This window comes from Burkholderia sp. 10_S31 (assembly GCF_056930375.1).
On record NZ_JBXOWK010000001.1, the window covers coordinates 627,430 to 646,875 of the forward strand.

General features: G+C 66.4%; 24 protein-coding genes and 2 pseudogenes. 14 read left to right on the forward strand and 12 right to left on the reverse strand.

The genetic code is table 11. The features are described 5' to 3' along the window. Nucleotides 1-62 precede the first annotated feature (62 nt). The 3 genes and pseudogenes from poxB to AC1Z3W_RS02865 all read left to right on the forward strand — a co-directional run bounded on the left by poxB (nt 63) and on the right by AC1Z3W_RS02865 (nt 2,941). A complete protein-coding gene (gene poxB / locus AC1Z3W_RS02855; RefSeq protein WP_057926451.1) occupies nt 63-1,784 on the forward strand; it encodes a ubiquinone-dependent pyruvate dehydrogenase in 1,722 nt (573 codons plus the stop codon). An 88-nt stretch (nt 1,785-1,872) separates the two neighbouring features. Then, nucleotides 1,873-2,106 (forward strand): annotated as a pseudogene (locus AC1Z3W_RS02860) (aldo/keto reductase); the annotation flags it as partial. Nucleotides 2,107-2,350: 244 nt separating this feature from the next. Then, the gene (locus AC1Z3W_RS02865; RefSeq protein ID WP_057926349.1) at nt 2,351-2,941 is read left to right on the forward strand and encodes a class I SAM-dependent methyltransferase; all 591 of its coding nucleotides are present in this window, start codon (nt 2,351-2,353) and stop codon (nt 2,939-2,941) included. Nucleotides 2,942-3,009: 68 nt separating this feature from the next. On the opposite strand, the gene AC1Z3W_RS02870 is transcribed toward AC1Z3W_RS02865, so the two are convergent. From AC1Z3W_RS02870 to AC1Z3W_RS02890, 5 genes are all read right to left on the reverse strand, one after another. Further along, nucleotides 3,010-4,146, reverse strand: coding sequence for an acyltransferase family protein (locus tag AC1Z3W_RS02870; protein WP_483506928.1), 1,137 nt, complete (start codon nt 4,144-4,146; stop codon nt 3,010-3,012). Nucleotides 4,147-4,417: 271 nt separating this feature from the next. Further along, nucleotides 4,418-4,585, reverse strand: coding sequence for a hypothetical protein (locus tag AC1Z3W_RS02875; protein ID WP_175825902.1), 168 nt, complete (start codon nt 4,583-4,585; stop codon nt 4,418-4,420). A gap of 15 nt (nt 4,586-4,600) precedes the next feature. Continuing rightward, a complete protein-coding gene (locus AC1Z3W_RS02880) occupies nt 4,601-4,885 on the reverse strand; it encodes a hypothetical protein (RefSeq protein ID WP_057926351.1) in 285 nt (94 codons plus the stop codon). 65 nt (nt 4,886-4,950) lie between these two features. Beyond that, nucleotides 4,951-5,709, reverse strand: coding sequence for a hypothetical protein (locus AC1Z3W_RS02885; RefSeq protein WP_483506930.1), 759 nt, complete (start codon nt 5,707-5,709; stop codon nt 4,951-4,953). A 102-nt stretch (nt 5,710-5,811) separates the two neighbouring features. Continuing rightward, nucleotides 5,812-6,123: a hypothetical protein gene (locus tag AC1Z3W_RS02890; protein ID WP_483506932.1), complete on the reverse strand. Its 312-nt coding sequence runs from the start codon at nt 6,121-6,123 to the stop codon at nt 5,812-5,814. 57 nt (nt 6,124-6,180) lie between these two features. Between AC1Z3W_RS02890 and AC1Z3W_RS02895 the strand changes: the two genes are divergently transcribed. Together AC1Z3W_RS02895 and AC1Z3W_RS02900 are read left to right on the forward strand one after the other, a co-directional pair. Next, nucleotides 6,181-6,465: a hypothetical protein gene (locus tag AC1Z3W_RS02895; protein WP_260428282.1), complete on the forward strand. Its 285-nt coding sequence runs from the start codon at nt 6,181-6,183 to the stop codon at nt 6,463-6,465. Between the two features lie 114 nt (nt 6,466-6,579). Continuing rightward, entirely contained in the window at nt 6,580-7,146 is a 567-nt protein-coding gene (locus tag AC1Z3W_RS02900; RefSeq protein WP_124833939.1) for a hypothetical protein, read from the forward strand. 30 nt (nt 7,147-7,176) lie between these two features. Here AC1Z3W_RS02900 and AC1Z3W_RS02905 read toward each other — a convergent pair whose 3' ends face one another. Beyond that, entirely contained in the window at nt 7,177-8,052 is an 876-nt protein-coding gene (locus AC1Z3W_RS02905) for a LysR family transcriptional regulator (protein WP_044848057.1), read from the reverse strand. A 161-nt stretch (nt 8,053-8,213) separates the two neighbouring features. On the opposite strand from AC1Z3W_RS02905, the gene AC1Z3W_RS02910 reads away from it, so the two are divergent. The 3 genes from AC1Z3W_RS02910 (at nt 8,214) to tam (ending at nt 10,771) form a co-directional block, all read left to right on the forward strand. Continuing rightward, nucleotides 8,214-9,542 (forward strand): DUF3422 family protein, encoded by a 1,329-nt coding sequence (locus AC1Z3W_RS02910; RefSeq protein WP_124833938.1) that lies wholly within the window; start codon nt 8,214-8,216, stop codon nt 9,540-9,542. Between the two features lie 30 nt (nt 9,543-9,572). Then, nucleotides 9,573-9,773 carry a hypothetical protein gene (locus AC1Z3W_RS02915; RefSeq protein ID WP_124833937.1) on the forward strand — a complete coding sequence of 67 codons (201 nt, stop codon included), beginning with the start codon at nt 9,573-9,575 and terminating at the stop codon, nt 9,771-9,773. Nucleotides 9,774-9,985: 212 nt separating this feature from the next. Next, nucleotides 9,986-10,771 carry a trans-aconitate 2-methyltransferase gene (gene tam / locus AC1Z3W_RS02920; RefSeq protein ID WP_057926356.1) on the forward strand — a complete coding sequence of 262 codons (786 nt, stop codon included), beginning with the start codon at nt 9,986-9,988 and terminating at the stop codon, nt 10,769-10,771. A 42-nt stretch (nt 10,772-10,813) separates the two neighbouring features. Here the strand turns inward: tam and AC1Z3W_RS02925 are convergent, their stop codons facing one another. From AC1Z3W_RS02925 to AC1Z3W_RS02940, 4 genes are all read right to left on the reverse strand, one after another. Next, nucleotides 10,814-11,404 (reverse strand): GNAT family N-acetyltransferase, encoded by a 591-nt coding sequence (locus AC1Z3W_RS02925; protein WP_483506935.1) that lies wholly within the window; start codon nt 11,402-11,404, stop codon nt 10,814-10,816. A gap of 546 nt (nt 11,405-11,950) precedes the next feature. Then, entirely contained in the window at nt 11,951-12,193 is a 243-nt protein-coding gene (locus tag AC1Z3W_RS02930) for a hypothetical protein (RefSeq protein ID WP_483506937.1), read from the reverse strand. 166 nt (nt 12,194-12,359) lie between these two features. Further along, a complete protein-coding gene (locus AC1Z3W_RS02935; protein WP_483506939.1) occupies nt 12,360-13,040 on the reverse strand; it encodes a histidinol-phosphatase in 681 nt (226 codons plus the stop codon). Nucleotides 13,041-13,071: 31 nt separating this feature from the next. Then, nucleotides 13,072-14,013: a choline ABC transporter substrate-binding protein gene (locus tag AC1Z3W_RS02940; protein ID WP_409364303.1), complete on the reverse strand. Its 942-nt coding sequence runs from the start codon at nt 14,011-14,013 to the stop codon at nt 13,072-13,074. A 267-nt stretch (nt 14,014-14,280) separates the two neighbouring features. On the opposite strand from AC1Z3W_RS02940, the gene AC1Z3W_RS02945 reads away from it, so the two are divergent. From AC1Z3W_RS02945 to AC1Z3W_RS02960, 4 genes are all read left to right on the forward strand, one after another. Beyond that, complete coding sequence (locus AC1Z3W_RS02945) at nt 14,281-14,961, forward strand: MgtC/SapB family protein (protein WP_483506940.1); 681 nt, start codon at nt 14,281-14,283, stop codon at nt 14,959-14,961. A gap of 43 nt (nt 14,962-15,004) precedes the next feature. Next, nucleotides 15,005-15,772: a DeoR/GlpR family DNA-binding transcription regulator gene (locus AC1Z3W_RS02950; protein ID WP_057926360.1), complete on the forward strand. Its 768-nt coding sequence runs from the start codon at nt 15,005-15,007 to the stop codon at nt 15,770-15,772. Between the two features lie 115 nt (nt 15,773-15,887). Next, entirely contained in the window at nt 15,888-16,382 is a 495-nt protein-coding gene (locus tag AC1Z3W_RS02955) for a molybdopterin-dependent oxidoreductase (protein ID WP_057926361.1), read from the forward strand. A gap of 120 nt (nt 16,383-16,502) precedes the next feature. Then, nucleotides 16,503-16,826 (forward strand): winged helix-turn-helix domain-containing protein, encoded by a 324-nt coding sequence (locus tag AC1Z3W_RS02960; protein ID WP_057926362.1) that lies wholly within the window; start codon nt 16,503-16,505, stop codon nt 16,824-16,826. Nucleotides 16,827-16,860: 34 nt separating this feature from the next. On the opposite strand, the pseudogene AC1Z3W_RS02965 reads toward AC1Z3W_RS02960, so the two are convergent. Beyond that, nucleotides 16,861-17,232: pseudogene (locus tag AC1Z3W_RS02965) on the reverse strand (DUF2325 domain-containing protein); the annotation flags it as partial. A gap of 22 nt (nt 17,233-17,254) precedes the next feature. Further along, a complete protein-coding gene (locus AC1Z3W_RS02970; RefSeq protein ID WP_124833934.1) occupies nt 17,255-17,746 on the reverse strand; it encodes a hypothetical protein in 492 nt (163 codons plus the stop codon). Nucleotides 17,747-18,077: 331 nt separating this feature from the next. Here AC1Z3W_RS02970 and AC1Z3W_RS02975 point away from each other — a divergent pair, with 331 nt between their 5' ends. Both AC1Z3W_RS02975 and AC1Z3W_RS02980 read left to right on the forward strand, forming a co-directional pair. Further along, nucleotides 18,078-18,890, forward strand: coding sequence for a class I SAM-dependent methyltransferase (locus AC1Z3W_RS02975; RefSeq protein ID WP_483506942.1), 813 nt, complete (start codon nt 18,078-18,080; stop codon nt 18,888-18,890). A gap of 148 nt (nt 18,891-19,038) precedes the next feature. Continuing rightward, entirely contained in the window at nt 19,039-19,443 is a 405-nt protein-coding gene (locus AC1Z3W_RS02980) for a nuclear transport factor 2 family protein (protein ID WP_057926454.1), read from the forward strand. The last annotated feature ends 3 nt before the right edge of the window (nt 19,444-19,446 follow it).

Genomic DNA, 19,446 nt, shown 5'->3' on the forward strand with positions numbered 1-19,446 from the left:
GAAGGCGGCGGCCGCCGGAGCCGGATCAATCGTGTGACGACCAATCGACGAGCGAGGGCATGATGGCAAGACAGACGATGGCGGAATATCTGGCGAAGACGCTGGCGGCAGCGGGCGTCGAGCGCATCTGGGGCGTGACGGGCGACAGCCTGAATGGGCTGTCGTTCAGCCTGAGCCAGATCGGCTCGATCCGCTGGATGCATACGCGGCACGAGGAAAGCGCCGCGTTCGCGGCCGGCGCGGATGCCGCATCGACCGGGCGGCTCGCCGTGTGCGCGGGCAGCTGCGGCCCCGGCAACCTGCACCTGATCAACGGACTGTACGACTGCCACCGCAACCACCAGCCGGTGCTTGCGATCGCCGCGCACATTCCGTCGACCGAGATCGGCCTCGGCTACTTCCAGGAAACCCATCCGCAGGAGTTGTTTCGCGAATGCAGCCATTTCGCGGAGCTCGTGACCAACGCGTCGCAGTTCCCGCGCGTGCTTGCGCGCGCGATGCGCACCGCGATCGAGGAGCGCGGCGTGGCCGTGATCGTGCTGCCGGGCGACATCGCGCTCGGCGATGGGCCGGAGGAGCTGCCTGCGTGGAGCGAATCGGCGCCGCCGTCCATCCTGCCGGCGGACGCCGATCTCGACCGGCTCGCGGCGCTGCTCAATGCGTCGGACGCGGTCACGCTGCTGTGCGGCAGCGGCACGCAGGGCGCGCACGACGAAGTGGTCGCGCTGGCCGACATGCTCGGCGCGCCGGTCGTGCATGCGCTGCGCGGCAAGCAGTTCGTCGAATGGGACAACCCGTTCGACGTCGGGATGACGGGGCTGATCGGCTTCAGCTCCGGCTATCACGCGATGGAATCGTGCGACACGCTGCTGATGCTCGGCACGGACTTCCCGTACCGGCCGTTCTATCCGACCGACGCGAAGGTTGCACAGATCGACTGGAAGGGCTCGCAGCTCGGCCATCGCGCACCGCTCGCGCTCGGGCTCGTCGGCACCGTGAAGGAAACGATCGCGGCGCTGCTGCCGCGCCTCACGCGCAAGACGCAGCGGCGCTTCCTCGAGAACGCGCTGAAGCACTACGCGACCGCGCGCAAGGGGCTCGACGATCTCGCGGTGGCCGAACCGCCGGGCCGCGCGATTCACCCGCAATACCTGACGAAGATCGTCGACGAAGTCGCGGCCGACGACGCGATTTTCACGGCCGACGTCGGCACGCCGACGCTGTGGGCCGCGCGCTACCTGACGATGAACGGCAAGCGCCAGCTGCATGGCTCGTTCAATCACGGTTCGATGGCGAACGCGATGCCGCAGGCGCTCGGCGCGCAGGGCGCGCATCCGGGGCGGCAGGTCGTGTCGCTGTCGGGCGACGGCGGGCTGTCGATGCTGCTCGGCGATCTGCTGAGCGCGCGCCAGCTTAACCTGCCGATCAAGATCGTCGTGTACAACAACAGCCTGCTCGGCTTCGTGTCGATGGAGCTGAAAGCGGCCGGCTATCTCGACACGAACGTCGACCTGAGCCCGACCGACTTCGCGGCGATCGCGAAGGGCGCGGGGATCTTCAGCGTGCGCGTCGAGCATTCGGAGAACGTCGAGCACGCGCTGCGCACCGCGTTCGCGCACGACGGGCCGGCGGTCGTGGACGTCGTCACGTCGAAGTACGAACTCGCGATGCCGCCGAAGATCGAGATCGCGCATGCGAAGGGGTTCAGCCTGTTCATGCTGCGCGCGATCCTGAGCGGGCGCGGCGACGAGATCGTCGAGCTGGCGCGGACCAACCTGCGGTGAGATTGCGGCGCGGCGCAGCGCGGGTAATGGGCTCGCGGCCGCGTCGGTCGGCGTGCATGCAGTCGGCACGTGATTCGGCCCGGCCGGTGTCGAAGGCCGACCGTCGCACATTCGCGTGGTGGCCGAGGCAGCGCTCAAGTGCCTGAAGGTCGATCGCATCGATCTGTTCTACCAGCATCGTGTCGATCCGAACGTGCCGATCGAGGACGTCGCGGGCACCGTGAGGGGCCTGATCGGCGAAGGCAAGGTCGCACATTTCGGGCTGCCGGTGGCCGGTGAGCAGACGATTCACGATCGTCGGCGAGCGTTGCCCCGCACAGCTTCATCAGCGCGTCGACCGCTGAGCGGGCGTTCGGCGGCGGCACGCATGCGTCGGCGACGCAATCAGGGACAATCTTCACGTCGCCTTAAGTTTGCATTTCCTAGAATCGATTGATCGTCGCTTTGCCGCGACGGACCCATTTGTTCAGGAGGATGCACGTGAAAGAGCCCCGTGTCGCCGTAGCCCTGTTCCCCGCAGTCATCGGCACGTCGAAGCTGAACGCGCAACCGCGCAAGGTGGGCCGATGACCTGGCCGAACGCATTGCGTGTCTCGGCACTGTTCGTGCGCGAGTGGGTCGGCCGTCCGGCCGCGGTGGGCGCGTTGTGCCCGAGTTCGCGGCATCTGGCGCGCGCGATGGCCGATGCGGTGCCGGACGGCGACGGGCTCGTCGTCGAGCTCGGCGGCGGAACCGGCGCGATTACCGCCGCGTTGCTGGAGCGCGGCGTCGCGCCGCGGCGCCTCGTCGTGGTCGAGCGGTCGCCGGCGTTCGTGCAGCACCTGCGACGGCGCTTTCCCGGTATCTCGATCGTGTCGGGCGATGCACGCCAGCTCGAACGGTTGCTACCGCCCGACACGCGGGTCGACGCGATCGTGTCGTGCCTGCCGCTGCGCACGCTGCCGCGCCAGGACGTGACGGCGATCGTCGATCAGTGCCAACTCGTGCTGTCGGTCGACGGGGTAATGATCCAGTTCACCTACGACCTGCGATCGCCCGACCGTCATCCGCTGGGCGATCCGGCATTTGTTGCCGATGCCAGCCGGATCGTGTGGGCAAATATTCCGCCCGCGCGCATCGTGACGATGCGCAAGGCCGCCATCGGACAGGTGGCGTGATGTCAGCGTAATACCAACGTAATACCGCGCTTCCTTTCATCGACCTTCCGGACGCTGCCGGATGCGGCTCATGTCGCGGTATCCGGCACGGGTGCCGCAGGTTGCGACGCGATGCGCCGGATGAAGCGGTCGAGCGGCGTTGCGTAGCCGCGCGCGATGACCGCGCTCAATCCGGCCGACAAGGCCAGATACGCGACGAGCAGCATGAGCTTGTCGTCGCCATGCGTGGCGGACGGTGGCCACACCGTGCGCAGTGTACCGAGCGCGATCAGGTGAAACAGGTACAGCTCGTAGCTGAGGCGGCCGCTCCAGCGCAGCGGCGCGAGCGCACGGCCCTGCGTGCGCTCGCCGCGGGCATGCGCGCCGATCAGCAGCACGGCGGTGCCGAGCGCCATCGCGGACACGCCGATTACATGGCCTTGCGCAATTGGCCATGCGAGATAGAGCACGGTCATCGCGATCGCGGCCAGCCATTGCACGGGCGCCGCGGCGAGCCTCTGCCAGCTCGCGCGCCCGGCCAGCAACGCCGTGCAGCAGCCGATCGCGATTCCGTCGAAGCACGCGAAATACGCATACAGAAAACCGCCTTCGTCGCCCGCATGCGTGAAGCGATATACGGGACCGGTCGCGGCGATCGCCAGCCAGAACGCGAACAGTCGCGCGTCGCGGCGCAGCGCGATGCACATCAGCGGAAACGACAGGTAGAACACCTCCTCGACCGACAGCGACCACAGCACGCCGAGCGCATAGTTGACCCATCCGTACGCGCCGATCAGCACGTTCATCCAGAACGTCAGCGACGCGAGATTGACGAGCCAGAACGACACGGCGACACCCTGCGGCGCGTGGTTTGCGAAGATCGGCACACCGGCTGCCGCCAGCCCGTTGACGAGTACGAGCAGCAGGAGCAGGCACGGGACAATGCGGGCGATGCGCGATACGTAGAACGCGCGCACGTTTATCGCGCCGAGACTGCCCCAGCGGCGGCGCGCATTCGACGTGATCAGGTAGCCGGAGATCACGAAGAACATCGTCACGCCGTAGTTGCCGTTGCGGACCACGGCATGCACGGCATCCCAGCCGAACACACGCGCGAAAGACGTGTCGCGCAGCGAATACGGGATGTTGAAGTGATGCAGCAGGACGAGCAGGATCGACACGCCGCGCAGCACGTCGATCCGCGCATTGCGCGGCCCGGTGCTCATTGCGGGCGGCCCGGTTCCGCACGCGCTGGCAGCGCGGCAAGGAACGCGTTGCTGGCACGCAGGCCGGCGTCGGGATGGGTGTCGGGCATCATGATGCGACAGGGAGGCAAGCGGGACTCCATCGGATCGGGACCGGGGCGGCCGCGCGCGATGCGGGCGAACTGCCCGGAGGCGACGAATCATACGCACAATGAAAGCAACGTCCGGCATCGCGGACGCCGAGCGTCGGGATGGCACACAGTGTATCGGCGCGGCGTGGGCCATTGTCCTGTCAGCGTTGACGGGGCGCACACGCGACTTGTGCTGGAATCACTTTGCCCGCGTCGCCGGTCGACGCGTCGTACTTCTCGAGCGACAGCACGTGCTGCGCGTCGACCGTGGACGCCGGCGTGATCTTGCGTGCTGACCGGTGACCCAGCCAACAGACGCGGAGGGGCATGCCCTTCATGCGACGTTACAGGTCTGGATCGAGACCGAAGTGCAAGAGCGTCTCCCGGCGACAGCGCGCTTCGGCGTCGGCCATCGAGATGACGCGCAGCGTGCTCTTCGATCGATCGATTCGCCCGACGTCGAACACTTTTACTTGAGATGGCACAGCCTGCGTGCCGGCCGGCTGTGTATCGTGTTCGACAGCCGACGTGAGTACGGCATGCGAATGATCGTGATGGCGTTCACGTGCGATGAGCTCGTCAATGAGCTGTCTGAATTGCGAGAAGCGAATGGGGGGACGCCCGTTCATTGTGCTAGGGCGCCTGTCCGCAGGCTTTGCGATCCGGAATCCGCTGATCGCACGGTGCTTTGGGGTCATCCGTATATCCCTTTTTCGATCAAGTATTGTTGCAGCGCCAGCACTGACTCGCCATGAGGTGCTATGTTGAATGTCATTGCGCGATGCGTCCCGGCGGCACGCCAGAAGTCGCGTCCGGATCGCGTCGCGTAAAGGGCACGCAGTGACCGAAGCGATCCGTCGGCCAACCCGACCGGATAACCCTGGAAATACTGGAACAGTGCGGCCTCGTCGCGTTGCGGGTCGGGAATGGGCGCATCGAAGCCGAACCTTGGCCATGCGTAGTACCCGTAGAGCCGAGGCCCGCCGGGTTCTGGCGGCGCTTTGCGGCCACCTATTGCGAACGTGGTGATCCAGTCGATCCCCAACCTATCACACGCCCTGACGATCCGCCACAGCATCGTCGCGCCGAGTCCCGCGACAGCGTTATCGACGAGATCGATGGTCCCGAGTTCGAGTGCGGACGTGTCCGGGGTTTGAAGGACGGACACGCGATTCGTCGATCGGATCAGTATCGGATGAGTGACGGCGAATGTCAGTCTGTTCGCGCTGTCGAGATAAGCTTGAATGTCCGACCCAGCGGGCGCGCCGCACAGCGAAACCAGCAATTCGTCGGAAACGTGACCGTCGACGCCAAGCAACGAGGAGATGTCCAGATCGTTTCGATCGATCGCGAGCCGATCGTCGAAGTACGTTGTCTCGTACGGCAGAACATGACTGAGATCGACACGCTGGACGGGCATGGTTACTGGCAAGGCATGGAAAGCTCCCAGCATATCGGCACGGAGCAGGCTCGCCGAGTCGACCGATCGGCCAGATCGCAGGGCTGAGCGCCAGTCTTTCGCCTGCGTTACGGTCTGCTACCCGGCGATCCGATCTCATTGATCGAAGCGATGGCCGACGAGCGGCGGCGGGCGTCGCTCGAGGCGTTCGCGTCGCGGAACTGCCGACGCGCGGGCGCGGCCGGCGGAAGTCGGGGGAGCGAGGAAGCCAGAAAGCCAGAAAGCCAGAAAGCCAGAAAGCCGTCGGACGGACTCGCCGCCGAACGGCCAACAGCGCGCATGCATGCCGGCATGCCGTTTTTGCATTGCAATGCCGTTTTTTTGCACGGTATTGATGCGGCGCCTTCTAAGCTCGGAATGTGTCCAACAGCCGGGACGCCCGCCGTCCTCGCCATGAGCTTCATCCATCCCGTCCCCGCATTTTGATGCCCAGCTGCGCGCCGGCCCTGCGGCACCACCATTCCGTTGCCACCGCCGCGAGCGCGCCTGCAACTGTCCGTCACGCTGACGGCCGACACCGGCGCGCTCGCGCACGCCCGGCTCGCAGCCCTGCTGCACTCCCCGCTCGGCGTGTATGTGGTCAGCGCGCACGCCGTGCGCGACGTGATCCGCGTGCAATTCGACATCGTGCCGGAGGATCTCGACTTCACGCTGCACATGCTGATCGCGCAGCAGACCGATGCCGTGATCGGCCCCGTCGCCCGCCGTTTGCACGTCGGCGCACCGGTTCGCCCGGCCGGGGAACGCTGATTGCTCCTTTGATTTGCCGCCGTTGCGCCGGTCGCCGTGCTGTCCGCCGGCCGGTCGCGGCGGACGTTTGTGCGCCGCGTCGTACGCGGCGCTGGCCCTCGACACGGAGGATCCATGTACTTCACGGAAGAAGTGCACACCGCACGTCCGGCAAGCGGCCGCGCGGGCGTGGTGACGCTGCCGTCGGGCCGGCAGCTCGCCCGGCAGTTGCTGGTGACGGTTCGCGTGGCGGATGTGCTGCTGCGCCAGGCGATCCGGGTGCCGGATCGCCATCAATGGTCGGTCGACATCGAACGCGTCGACGCGGCCGGCGGCCCGCTGGCCGCCTGGGATTCGCACGTGATGCTGCGAGTCGCGAAGGCGTTCGCGCCGTCGGTCGATGCGAACGCGCGCGCCGGCGATCCCGATCAGGTTGCAGTCGAAATCCGGCTGTTTCTTCCCGAGCAGGCATATCTGGGCGAACAGCGGGTCGGCATCTTCGGCCGGCGGAACGGCAAGCGGTTCGGCGCCACGCTGTCGGTGACGGCCGGCTCGCAATGGGGCGGCCGGCGCAACGAATGCGTTCCGCACAACGGGCGGCATGTGCACGGCGACACGCTGGAAGCGCTCGTCGACACGGTGGCGGCCATCGTCAACGCGGCGTTGCTCGCGGCTGGCCATCCGCGTCCGGACGGTTCGTGACGATGCAGCCGGCGCGCGCCTGACCGTGGTTCAGGCGTCGCCGGTCTGGCCGGTTTGCCGCTGCAGGTCTTCCATCAGTTGTTCCGCGAGAAAGTCGCACGGCGGGCGCTTCGATTTCGTGCTGCGCGCGAGGATCAGCTCCAGCGGCGGCAAATCGGGCAGCCCGTGCGAGCGGCCGAGCATCGACAGTTGCGCCGGAATCGCGCAGCGCGCGAGCGGCGCGACCGCGAGGCCGGCCTCGACCATGCTGAGCAGCCCGAGCAGGCTCGGGCTTTCATAGGAAGTCCGGAACGGCAGCTTCGCGCGTTCGAGGCTGCGGATCGCGTTCTCGCGTGCGACGCTGCCCGGCATGAACACCGCGATCGGCAGCGGCCGTTCTTCCCACACGCGCGGCCCGTTCGTCATCGCGGCCCACGCCATCGGCTCGTGGCGGATGAAGTCGCCGGACAGCCCCTTGATGCGCGTGCCGCACACGAGGTCGACGGTGCCGTCCTTCAACAGCGGTGCGAGCGCGCTGCTCGGCAGCCCGATCACCTGGATCTCGACCTTCGGATAGGTCGCGGAGAACTTCTTCAGCACTGACGGCAGCAGCGACGACGCATAGTCGTCCGGCACGCCGATGACCACCTTGCCGGTCACTTCCGGCCGCACCACGGCCGCCCACGCCTCGTCGCGCAGCGCCAGCATTCGTCTGGCAAATCCCAGCAACACCTCGCCTTCGCGCGTCAGCACGATGCTGCGCGGCTTGCGCACGAACAGCGGCCGGCCGATCGCATCCTCGAGGCTCTTGATCTGCATGCTCACGGCCGACTGCGAGCGGTTCACCGCTTCGGCGGCGCGGGTCATGTTGCCGGTTTCCGCGACGGCGACGACGGTGGCCAGCACGTCGTGATCGAGCATCTTCATCGGTATCAGGAAAACTGAACGTAACGATCAGCATTATGCGTTTTTATTGTCGCTGTGTGTCTGCCATAGTGGAATCAAGCCGGCCGTATCGTTCGATGCGGTGCGGCAATTACGCCGGCGTGCCCGGCATGCAGCGTTGAACAGGGAAGAGTGGTGTACCGATGATGGATCATCCGTTGCGCGCCGCACTGGCCGCGGAATTGCATGCCCGGCCGTTCCTGCGGCTCGCCGAAGCCGTGTCGCTCACGCACTACGCGATCTATGCGGACGGCCAGCCCGACATCCACGAAACACTGCTGCATGCGCTGTGCCGCGACACCGGCATTGCCGAGCCGCAAGACGGCGCGACCCACTACGCGGTGCAGTCGCCGTGCGGCTGGCATCTGAAGTGGGAACGCCACACGGAATTCTCGACCTTCACGTTCGTCGCGCCGCGCCGCGACACCGGCTATTTCGACGATCTCGCGATCGAGGGGATCCCGGCCGCCTGGTTCGCGCGGCTCGCGGGCATCCGCTTCGTCGCGGTGCGCATGGAGTTGCTGTCGGGCGACGCCGCGCGGCTCGTGTGCGGCGACCTGCGCCGCTGGATCGACGGGCCGGCGCTCGTCGGCAGCAATGTGCTCGGCGGCGGCAAGGTGTTTTGCGACTGGCACGTGCGCGACGACGGCTTCATGCGCTTTCTCGTCATCGACGAGGATTTCCGCGAGGAGCAGGGCGGCCGTCTGCTGCAGCGCCTCTACGAAATCGAGACGTACCGGATGATGGCGCTGCTCGCGTTGCCGGTCGCGCGGCGGATGAGCCGCGAGCTCGACGAGATCCACGCGGCGCTGCATGCGCTGATGCAGCGGATGGATGCGAGCGGCGCCGTCGGCGACGACGCGGCCCTGCTCGTGAAGCTCACGCATCTCGCGGTGCGGGTCGAAGCGCTGTCGGGCTCCGGCGGCCGCTTCAGTGCGTCGCGCGCGTACGAAAAGCTCGTGCTGGCACGCATCCAGGAATTGCGCGAGGAGCGCATCGAAGGGATGCCGACGATCGCGGAATTCATGGAGCGGCGCTTCGCGCCTGCAATGGAAACCTGCCGCAGCGTGTGGGCGCGTCACGAGCAGATCGCGGCGCGGATCGCGCGCGCGGTCGACCTGCTGCGCACGCGCGTGAATCTTGCGCAGGAAAAGGACGTGACGCGCTTGCTGGCCGGCATGGAGCGCACCGCGCGCAACCAGCTTCATCTGCAGCACGCCGTCGAAGGGCTGTCGGTGGCAGCCATTTCGTACTACGTGCTGTCGCTCGCAACGGCGGCATTCAAGGCGCTGCACGTGATGAACCTGCCGGTCGATCCCGAACTGGCGGAAGGCCTGCTGATCGCGCCGGTCGTGTTCGCGGTGATTCATATCACGCGACGCACGCGCGCGCAGCTCGCGCGCTCGGAGGCCGCGCATGACGGCACGTCCGTGCCAACCGTGCATGCGGCCGCGTTGAAACAGGCCAATTAGAACATCGACAACATATCAAAAGGAGTGGAGATGACTTTTACGCAAACGCAATCCGGGTTTTTCACGGGCCTCGACGCATTCGACCAGCCGGTCCGGGACGACACCGGCGCACCGGAAGAAGCGCACGTGACGTCGTATCAGGCCGTGCTGCAGGAGCCGATGGCGTCGCTCGTCGGCAGCACGATCGATCGGCCGGATGTCGCGGCGGTGGCGATTCTCGGGTACAACTGACGCGCGTTCGTATCGCATCGTTTCGATGTAGCGCAGGCGTTCCGGTCGATTCGCGGATCGGACGCCCGCGCGGGACATGTCGTGCCGCAAGCTCGGCACCGAGCACCTGACCGACCGCGAGATCTGCATCCTTGCGAGCAGAGATCGCAGAATGCGCGGCATCGACGGCTGTCGGTATCCCGACGCCGCCCACGCCGACCAGGAGGCATACCGTGACGACCCCACTCGATCAATACGCCAGGCAGTACGTGCGATTCGAAGACGAACGCACGCGCCCCGTCCGCGACTTGCTGGCCGCGGTGCCCGATACGCCGATCCGTACCGCGATCGACATCGGCTGCGGGCCCGGCAACTCCACCGAGGCGCTGATCGCGCGCGCGCCGGACGCGACGATCCGCGGCATCGACGCGTCGCCGGACATGATCGCGGCCGCGCGCAAGCGCCTGCCCGCGCTGCGTTTCGATCTCGCGGATGTCACCACGTGGGACGATCCGGGCGGCTACGACCTGATCCTGTCGAACGCGGTGCTGCAATGGGTGCCTGCGCACGACACGCTGTTTCCGTCACTCGTCGGCCGCCTCGCGCCGGGCGGCCATCTCGCGGTGCAGATGCCCGACAACCTCGACGAACCCGCTCACCGGCTGATGCGCGAAGTTGCCGTGGCCGGGCCGTGGGCGGACAAACTGAAGAACGCGGCGCGCACCGAGCGGTTCGACGCGCGGTACTACTACGCGCTGCTGTCGCCGTCGTGTTCGCGGGTCGATGTATGGCGCACGACTTACTACCACCCGTTGAGCGGCGGCGCCGATGCGGTTGTCGAATGGTTCAAGGGCAGCGCGCTGCGGCCGTTCCTCGCGGCGCTGGGCGACAGCGAGCGCGACGCGTTCGTCGCGCGCTATCGCGATGCGCTCGCCGGTCCGGACGGTTATCCGGTGTTTGACGACGGTACCGTGCTGCTGCCGTTTCCGCGACTATTCATCGTCGCGACGCGGAAGTAACGCAGAAGCAAGGCCGGCTGCGAGTCGGCAGGCTGTCGCGGGTCAGGGCAGCGGCCGCATCGATTCGGGATCGACCGTCCGGCTCTTCGCGGTCTGCCCGTCGCGCAGATCCTTGTACCAGAAGAGGGCGACTTCGCCGTCGTTCGCGCCGTCGGCGTACAGGAAGCGGTCGTGGCCGCCCACGACGAAGCCCGCGCGGGCATACGTGCAGCAGGCCGCGACGTTGTTCGCCTGCGTTTCCAGCCGCATGAAGCCGAACCCGCGGCTGCGCGCCCACGCTTCCGCGGCGGCCAGCAGGAACTGGCCGATCCCTTGCCGCCGGCAAGTGCGATCGACCGCGAGTTCCGCGATTTCGGCCATCCCGTTCCAGCTTTCGGTGATCGCGACGAATCCCGCGAGGCGCCCGCCCGCGGTCGCGCGGAACAGCGCGGTGCCGCCGGACGCCTCGCGCGCCCAGCCGGCCGGGTCGAAGCCGTAGTTCTTGCGCTGCACGGGAAGCGCGCGCAAATCGAGCAGATCCTGGTACGGCGCATTCAGCTCCCACGCGATCTCGAACGAAAAGTCGCATCCGTTCAATTCGTCGGCGGGCAGATCGACCGCCTGTTCGATGCTGATGTGCTCGGCTCGGTCCATGTGTCGGTGTCCTGTCTTCAGCGGGATTACCTGGTATTTCCCCGGGGCGAGGGCCCGCCGCTCCGAGGCGGCCGGGTCGCGCCCATTCCTGTCTTGAATTGCTGCGCTCGCACAATGCCTTCCCCCGCGGCGCCGTTCAACGCTCGATTATGCGGGATATCGGCGCGGACCCGGCCGAGCTTGGGCCGGCGGCACGGGATCGCAGATCCCGGCCAAGCCGATCAATCGCCGGAGCGTTGTTGCACAGCGAAGCGCCGTGCAGCCACACAATGCAACGGTGCAGAACGCGATATATTCGATTGTGCATATCGAAACGGCAATCGATTGCACTGGCCCACATTCACCGGCACGGGAGCACCATCTCGAACTCGACGCACCGGGAAGCCGTCGTCGAACAGGAGCCACGCATCGTACCGGCCCGACGCCAGCGCGGTATTGGTCGTCGGCGAGAACAGCAGCAAGCCCGTGCTCTTCGGCAGGGATGCCCACGACTTGTCGTTGCCCTTGGTCGGTTGCGCGCCGCGTGCATAGATACCGACCCAGTTCCTATGAGTAGCCGGCCGCACGGGCCGGACGGCGCCGCGCTTCAGGCGCCGCGCGTTGCATCGGCAGTCGCGCCGGGCATGGGCATGTGCCCGTCAGTGGCAAGCGATCGCGCAGTGCAGGACTGGTGCTGCGGCCGGGCCCGATGCCGATGCCGATGCGCGGTTCGCGGTTCGCGGCGAGGTTGCCGGCCGCGCCGGCATCCCCGTCGCCGCAACCGGCCAGCGTGCAGAACAGTGCGATCATGAAAGCGCACGCCAGCGCGGAAAGCGGCTTTCCGTGCCGGCCGGCGGAGCGAGGTGGTCACGATCCGATTCGAGTCGGATTCCTGAGCGATGGTGATGCGTCGTGCCTGTTCCTGATTTCAGGGTACCTCGTGGCATGAAATGGACGGCGGAGCATATCGTCCGAATCAGAACAACGTCATGACAGGCCATCCGCGCGTGCCGGCAACCTGTGACAGCCGTGCATCGGGATTGGTCGCGACCGGATGCGTGACGTAGTCCAGCAACGGCACGTCGTTGATCGAATCGCTGTAGAAGTAGGTCCGTTCGAAATCCGATGGCGCGTAGCCGAGCGAATCGAGCCATGCGGTCGTGCGCACGACCTTCCCTTCGCGAAAACTCGGCACGCCGATGCTGCGTCCGGTGAACTGTCCGCCCGGCGTGCCGTCGTCGGTATCGAGTTCGATACCGAGCAGATGCTCGACTCCAAACTCGGCGGCGATCGGCCCCGTCACGAACACGTTGGTCGCGGTGACGATGCAGCAGAGATCGCCGTTCTCGCGATGGCGATCGACCAGCGCACGCGCCTGCGGCGTGATGGCCGGCCGGATCACCTCGTCCATGAACTGCGCGTGCCAGCGTTCGAGCTGTTCCCGCGGGTAGCGGGTGAGGGGTGCCAGCGTCACCGCGAGATACGCGTCCATGTCGAGCGTGCCGGCCGCGTAGTGGCCATAGTGCTCGTCGATCAGTGCCGCATGCGTGTCGTCTTCCAGCGAACCAACCCGGGTGATGAAGCGGCCCCAGGCCTGGTCGCTGTCGAGCGGCAGCAGCGTGTGATCGAGGTCGAACAGCGCGAGATTCTTGTGCATGTAAAAGTCCTTGTATTGCTTGCCTGCGTGCTTACGCGCCGATGTGTTTCTCGATCGCGTCCTTCGCATTCTTCCCGTCGATGGTCGTGACGCCGTCGAGCCACTTCGACAGCACGCCCGGGTTCTTCTTCGCCCACTCCTTCGCGACCGCGACCGGATCCGCGTGATTCATGATCGGCACCATCAGCTGGTTCTCTTCGTCGGTCGTGAACTTCAGGTTGGTCAGCAGGCGGCCGACGTTCGGGCAGCGTTCGAGATAGCCGGGCGTGACGAGCGTATAGACCTTCGCGGACCCGTAGTTCGGGCCGAATACGCTGTCGCCGCCTTCGAGGTACGAGATCTTGTAGTTGATGTTCATCGGGTGCGGCTCCCACGCCAGGAATACGATCATCCGATGCTCCTGCACGGCTCGCGTCACCTGGACGAGCATCCCGGCCTCGCTCGACTCGACGAGCTTGAAGCCGCCGAGCCCGAATTCGTTCTTGTCGATCATCCGCTGGATCAGCGCGTTGCCGTTGTTGCCGGCGCCGATCCCGTAGATCTTGCCGTCGAGCTGATCGCGAAACTTCGCGATGTCGGCGAAGCTCTTCAGGCCCTTGTCCGACGCGTATTGCGGCACGGCCAGCGTATAGCGCGCGCCGACCAGGTTCGGCTGCGGCAGCAGATGCACGGCGCCGGCATCCACGAACGGCTTCACCGTCGGCGTCATGCTCGGATCCCAGTAGCCGAGGAACGCATCGATCTGCGCTTTCTTCACGCCGGCCAGCACGATCGGCGGCGACGCGATCGTCTTGCTGGCTTCGTAGCCGAGCCCGTCGAGCAGCATCATCGCGACGCCGGTCGTGGCCGCGATGTCGCTCCAGCCGACATCGCCGAGCGTCACCTTCTTGCAGACGTCGCCTTCGGATGCGTGAACGGGCGCCGTCGCGATCGACGCGAGCAGCGTTGCGGTCAGCATCCATGCCTTCTTCATCATCATCTTGGTCTCCTAAGCAAGTGTTCCGGATCGGGTTGCGTGAATGGTCCGACGATCGATCGTATTGATCGGATGAAACGAGCGAACTTGGGTCTAGCTGTGTGGTTTTTCGTAACGTATATTAGAACGCACAAATTCGCAAGTTCGCACAAAAATACAACTTGCGACGTGTGCGGTTCGTCAGGCATTCGAAAGCAGACGAAGTCGGGCGGCGGTCCGGGCGGACCGCGTGTCATCAAGTCGGTTAAAGGAAGGAGACCTCGCATGATCAGTCAGATGGAAATCATTTCCCGCCTGTTGCTGGCCGCATTGCTCGGCAGCATCATCGGCATCGAGCGCGAGCGGCTGTCGTGGGCGGCGGGGCTGCGCACGCACATGCTGGTGGCGGTCGGCGCGGCGCTCGTGATGGTCGTGTCCGCGTTCGGCTTCGCGGATATCCAGAACGCGAAGAACGTGTCGCTCGATCCGTCGCGGGTCGCCGCGCAGGTCGTGTCGGGCATCGGCTTTCTCGGTGCCGGGTCGATCATGCTGCGCGGCGAGATCATCCGCGGGCTGACGACGGCGGCGAGCCTGTGGGTCGTCGCGGCGGTCGGACTGGCGGTGGGCGGCGGCATGTACGTCGCCGCGATCGCCGCGACGGCGATCGTGCTGACGATCCTCGCCGGCCTCAAGCCGATCGAGAAACGCTTCTTCGCCGCGCGGCAGCGCTGGGGCGTGCGCATCCTCGCGAGCCGCGGCGCGGTGAAGCTGACGTCGCTGCAGGCGATGCCCGGGATCGACCAGGCGCGCATCGTCCAGTTCATCATCGAGCAGGACGACGCGACGCCGGACGACGACCGGATTCATGTGGTGTTCTCGAAGATGACGAGCCACGAATGCCAGGCGGTCCGTCAATCCCTGCAGACCCTCGTCGGCATCAAAAAGATGGAGGAAAGCGCCGCGTAGCTGCGGTTCGAATACCATTGGCGTTCATTTCCGAGGACATTTCATGTGGCAAGAAGAGCGATATCAGAGGATTCGGCTTCTGTTATCGAAGATGCAGCGCGTCTCCACCGACCGGATCATGGCCGACCTGAACGTATCGCGGGAAACCGTGCGCCGCGATCTCGTCGATCTCGAGGCGATGGGGGAACTGAAGCGCGTGCACGGCGGCGCGGTGCAGGTGGGCGACGAAGCGCCGATCGCCGAACGCGCGCAGACGCACGTGAAGGCGAAGCAGGCGATCGCGCGCGCCGCGGCGCGGCTCGTCACGGGCTCGCAAACGCTGTTCATCGACGCGGGCACGACCACCACGCTGCTGGCCGAGGAACTGGCGAAGCTGTCGGGCCTCACGGTCATCACGAACTCGATCGACGTCGCGCTGAAGCTGCGCTCGAGCGACCCCGGGCAGGCGAGGAACGAAACGATCCTGCTCGGCGGGATGATCGGCAGTCGCGCGGCCGCGACGGTCGGCGACGGGACGATCGCCGAGATCTTCCGCTATCGCGCCGATCTGGCGTTGCTGTCGCCGGTCGGCGTCGACCACGTGCGCGGCGCGACGAACTACGACCGGATGGAAACGGAAGTCGCGCGAGCGATGGTGGCCAACGCGGCGGACGTCGCGATCCTGGCCGACTTCAGCAAGCTGGGCACGAACAGCCGGATCGGCTTTTGCGAACCCGCGCGGATCGGCACGCTCGTGACGGACCAGAAGGCGGAATCGGTGGACAGCTACAAGAGCATCAGGAAGGTCATCAGGAACATCGTGCTGTCCTGACGCAAGGCGTCGAGCCGCGCGCGATCGGGTGCCGTGATCCCGCGCATGGCGTCTGCATTCCGTGTTGCGGACGTTTCCCAACGTAATATATGGACCGATACACCGGAGGCGGACGATGGAGATGACAGGCACGACAGCGCGCTCGGCGCATCAGGAGGAGACAGCGGGTTCGATCGCGCTCGCGGGCGCCTTCGAGCGGCCGACGACGCTGACGCTCGACGACCTGCGCCGCCACGCGTGCGTGAGCGCCGAGCCGTTCGACCTGCGCTGCTTCACGACGAACCGCTTCATCCGCGCGGTTCGACCGTATCGCGGCGCGCGGCTGAAGGATCTCATCGAGGCAGCCGGGCTGCGCAACGACATGCCGGGCGACTTCAAGCGGATGGTGTTCATCGCGTATGCGCACGACGGCTACGCGGTCACGTTCTCATGGCACGAACTGTTCAACACGCCCGTCGGCGAGCGCGTGATCGTCGCGTACGAATGCGGCGATGCACCGCTGTCGATCGACGATGGCGCACCGCTGCTGTTTTCCGGCGCGGACGTGCTGCCCGCGCCGCGTCACGTGAAGCGACTGGCGGGGATCGTCGCACGCGTGCTCGAGGTCTGAGCCGCCGCCGCCGCATGCTGGTTTTGCCGCGCCAGCCGTCGTGTATGCTTGCCCGCATCGTTTAACCGGCGGAAAAACATGAAGACTTCGGCACACCCCAAGCCAGAGGTGCGGTTCAGAATGCGCATCCAGCAGGCTGACACGATCGCGCTCGGGCCGGGCAAAGTCGCGCTGCTCGAGGCCGTGCGCGAGCACGGATCGATTTCGGCGGCGGCGCGCAGCCTCGAGATGTCATACCGGCGCGCGTGGCTGCTGATGGACGAGCTGAACCGGTCGCTGAAGTCCCCCGCGACGGTTTCCGAGCACGGTGGCCAGAGCGGTGGCGGCAGCGTGCTCACGCCGGTCGGCGAAGAAATCATCCGGCTCTATCGCGACATCGAGGCACGCGCTTATGCGGCTTGTGCGGGCGAGATCGCCGCGCTGACCAAAATGGTGCGCCGCTGAGGCTCGTGCTGTCGGGGCATTGCCGGCGTGCGGCCTAACCATGCCGCAGGCAGAAGCGCGATGCTTCGCCCGTCTGCGCATCCGGCGGCATGATCTCGCGCGCATGCGCATCGAGCCGCCCGATCAGTTCGACGAAACTGGCGACGCTCGCGGTCCGCAGCGGGTAGTACGCGATCTGCTGGCGTTCGCACTTGCGCTTGAGCAGGTTCACCGAATCGTGGTCGACGCAGTCGACCGGGAACACCACCATGTTCGCGCTCGGCAGGGCGACGGCCGGCAGGCCCTTGCCGTCGTGCAACGTCAGTTCGCCGCCCGCCGCCCGCCGCCCGCCGCTTGCCGTCTCGACGATCCGCCGGATCGCGCGGTTCGACCCGAGCCGGCCGCAGACGTAGACGCACGAAATGCCGGGGAAATACGCGCTTCGCGGCTCAGCAGAGGACGGCGGCTTCCGGGCGCGATGCGGGCATGTGACGTTCGATCACGTGTTCGACGCACAGTCCGACCAGCAGCACGTCGACGCGCTCCAGCGCGGCCACCGTGTCGCACATCGCGGCGGGGTCGTTGCTGAACGCGTCGGAGAACACGTCGTCGCGCGTGCGTTCGAGGTCGTGTGCCAGCCCGATCGCGCGTTCGAGGTCGGACAGCCGCGTGAAGCGGGCGGCTCGTGCGTCTCGCTCGAGCATCGCCAGCAGGTCGCGCAGGCTCAACGCAGGCAGCGTGTCGTCCGTCGCGGCAGAGAACACCCGGATGAAGCGCATGACGCTGCCGCGCAGGCGCCGGAACGCATCGACGACATCCGTGACCTGCTGCGCGCGACCGTCGCTCGGCAACGGTCGCAGCGTGCTGATCTTGCGCGTCAGTGTCGGCGTCGGGGCGCGTGCGGTGCACAGCGGGGCGCGGTCCGTCGGCGTGAGGGGCATGGCGTTTCTCCGGTGGTGCAGATGGCGATATATTCTATGGGATATAGCGATGACGCAGCGAACGCGTTTCGCGGATTTCGATCGATGTCGCTGATCGGCCCGTTGCCGTTGCGCGTTTTCGACCCGGAAAACGCGACCTTGGACATGCATCTGCCGCCTCCGCCGTTCGCCGGTTCCAGCGCCTATCATGTGTGAAGCCTGTCCTGTTCCGGCAGGCGCGGCCGCCATGCCGGCCGCCCAAGGACGAGCATGTCGAAAGCGTGCCGGCATGCGCTGGCGTGACCCGCAACGGATGCGCAAACGCGTCACTCGACGCTTGCAAGGGGGCGTGATGACCGATCGCGACAAGGTGTTCGCGGGCTCGATTCCGGCGTTCTACGACACGCTGATGGTTCCGCTGATCTTCGCGGCCTATGCGGCCGACCTGGCGGAGCGCGTCGCCGCCTTCTCGCCCCGCTCGGTGCTCGAAACGGCCGCCGGCAGCGGCGCGCTGACGCGGGCGCTCGCGGCGCGACTCGGCCCTGGTGTGCGCTACGCGGTGACCGACCTCAACCAGCCGATGCTCGACTATGCCGTCACCAGACAGGAGCCCGACAGCCGTATCGAATGGCGGCAGGCCGACGCACTCGACCTGCCGTTCGACGATGCGTCGTTCGACGTCGTCTGCTGTCAGTTCGGCGCGATGTTCTTTCCCGACCGGGTCGCCGGCTATGCCGAGGCGAGGCGTGTGCTGGGGCCAGGCGGGCGCTTCGTCTTCAGTGTCTGGGACCGCATCGAGGAAAACGTCTTTGCCGATGAAATCACCCACGCCGTCGCGGTGCTGTTTCCGCACGACCCGCCGCGATTTCTCGCCCGCACGCCGCACGGCTATCACGATATCGCGCTGATCCGCGAGGAACTGCGCCGCGCGGGTTTTGCCGACGTGGACATCGCGACGCGCGAGAAGACCAGTTGCGCGGCCTCGGCACGCGATGCCGCCACCGCTTATTGCGTGGGAACGCCGTTGTACGACGAAATCGTCGCGCGCGATGCCGGCGTGCTTCAACTGGCGGTGGACCGCGCGACCGAGGCCATTGCCGCCCGCCATGGCGACGGGCCGGTGGTCGGCAAGATTCAGGCGCATGTGATCGTGGCGGCAGGATAGCGGTACCGCGCATTGCTCATACCCAATCCACTCGACCCGATTGTTCGCGAACCCGGTGCGTGCCGTCCCGCGGTTCGACTATGCTGAATTGTCTGCGGCCGGATTTCCGCGCCGCAACGCGGCGAACCGGCGATGGCGGGAGGGCGCGATGAGCGAGCAAGGCAACGTGCAACTGGTGCAGCAAGCGTACGCGGCGTTCGGCAGGGGTGATATCGGCGGCGTCCTGCAGACGCTGTCCGAAAACATCGACTGGTTCATCCCGGGGCCGCCCGACGTCGTTCCGTTCGTCGGCAGGAGACAAGGGCCGCGGGAGGTCGCGGAATTCTTCGCGGCACTGGCGTCGACGCAGACCGCGGAACGGTTCGAGCCGCTCGAGTTCATCGCCAGCGGCAACCGGGTCGTCGTGCTCGGCACGCAGCGCTGGCAAGTCCTTTCGACCGGGCGCACGTACGAGGACGACTGGGTGCACCTGTTCACGATCGAAGGCGGGAAGATCGCGACGTTTGCCGAGTACCACGATACCGCGGCCGAGGCGGCCGCACATCGATACTGACGG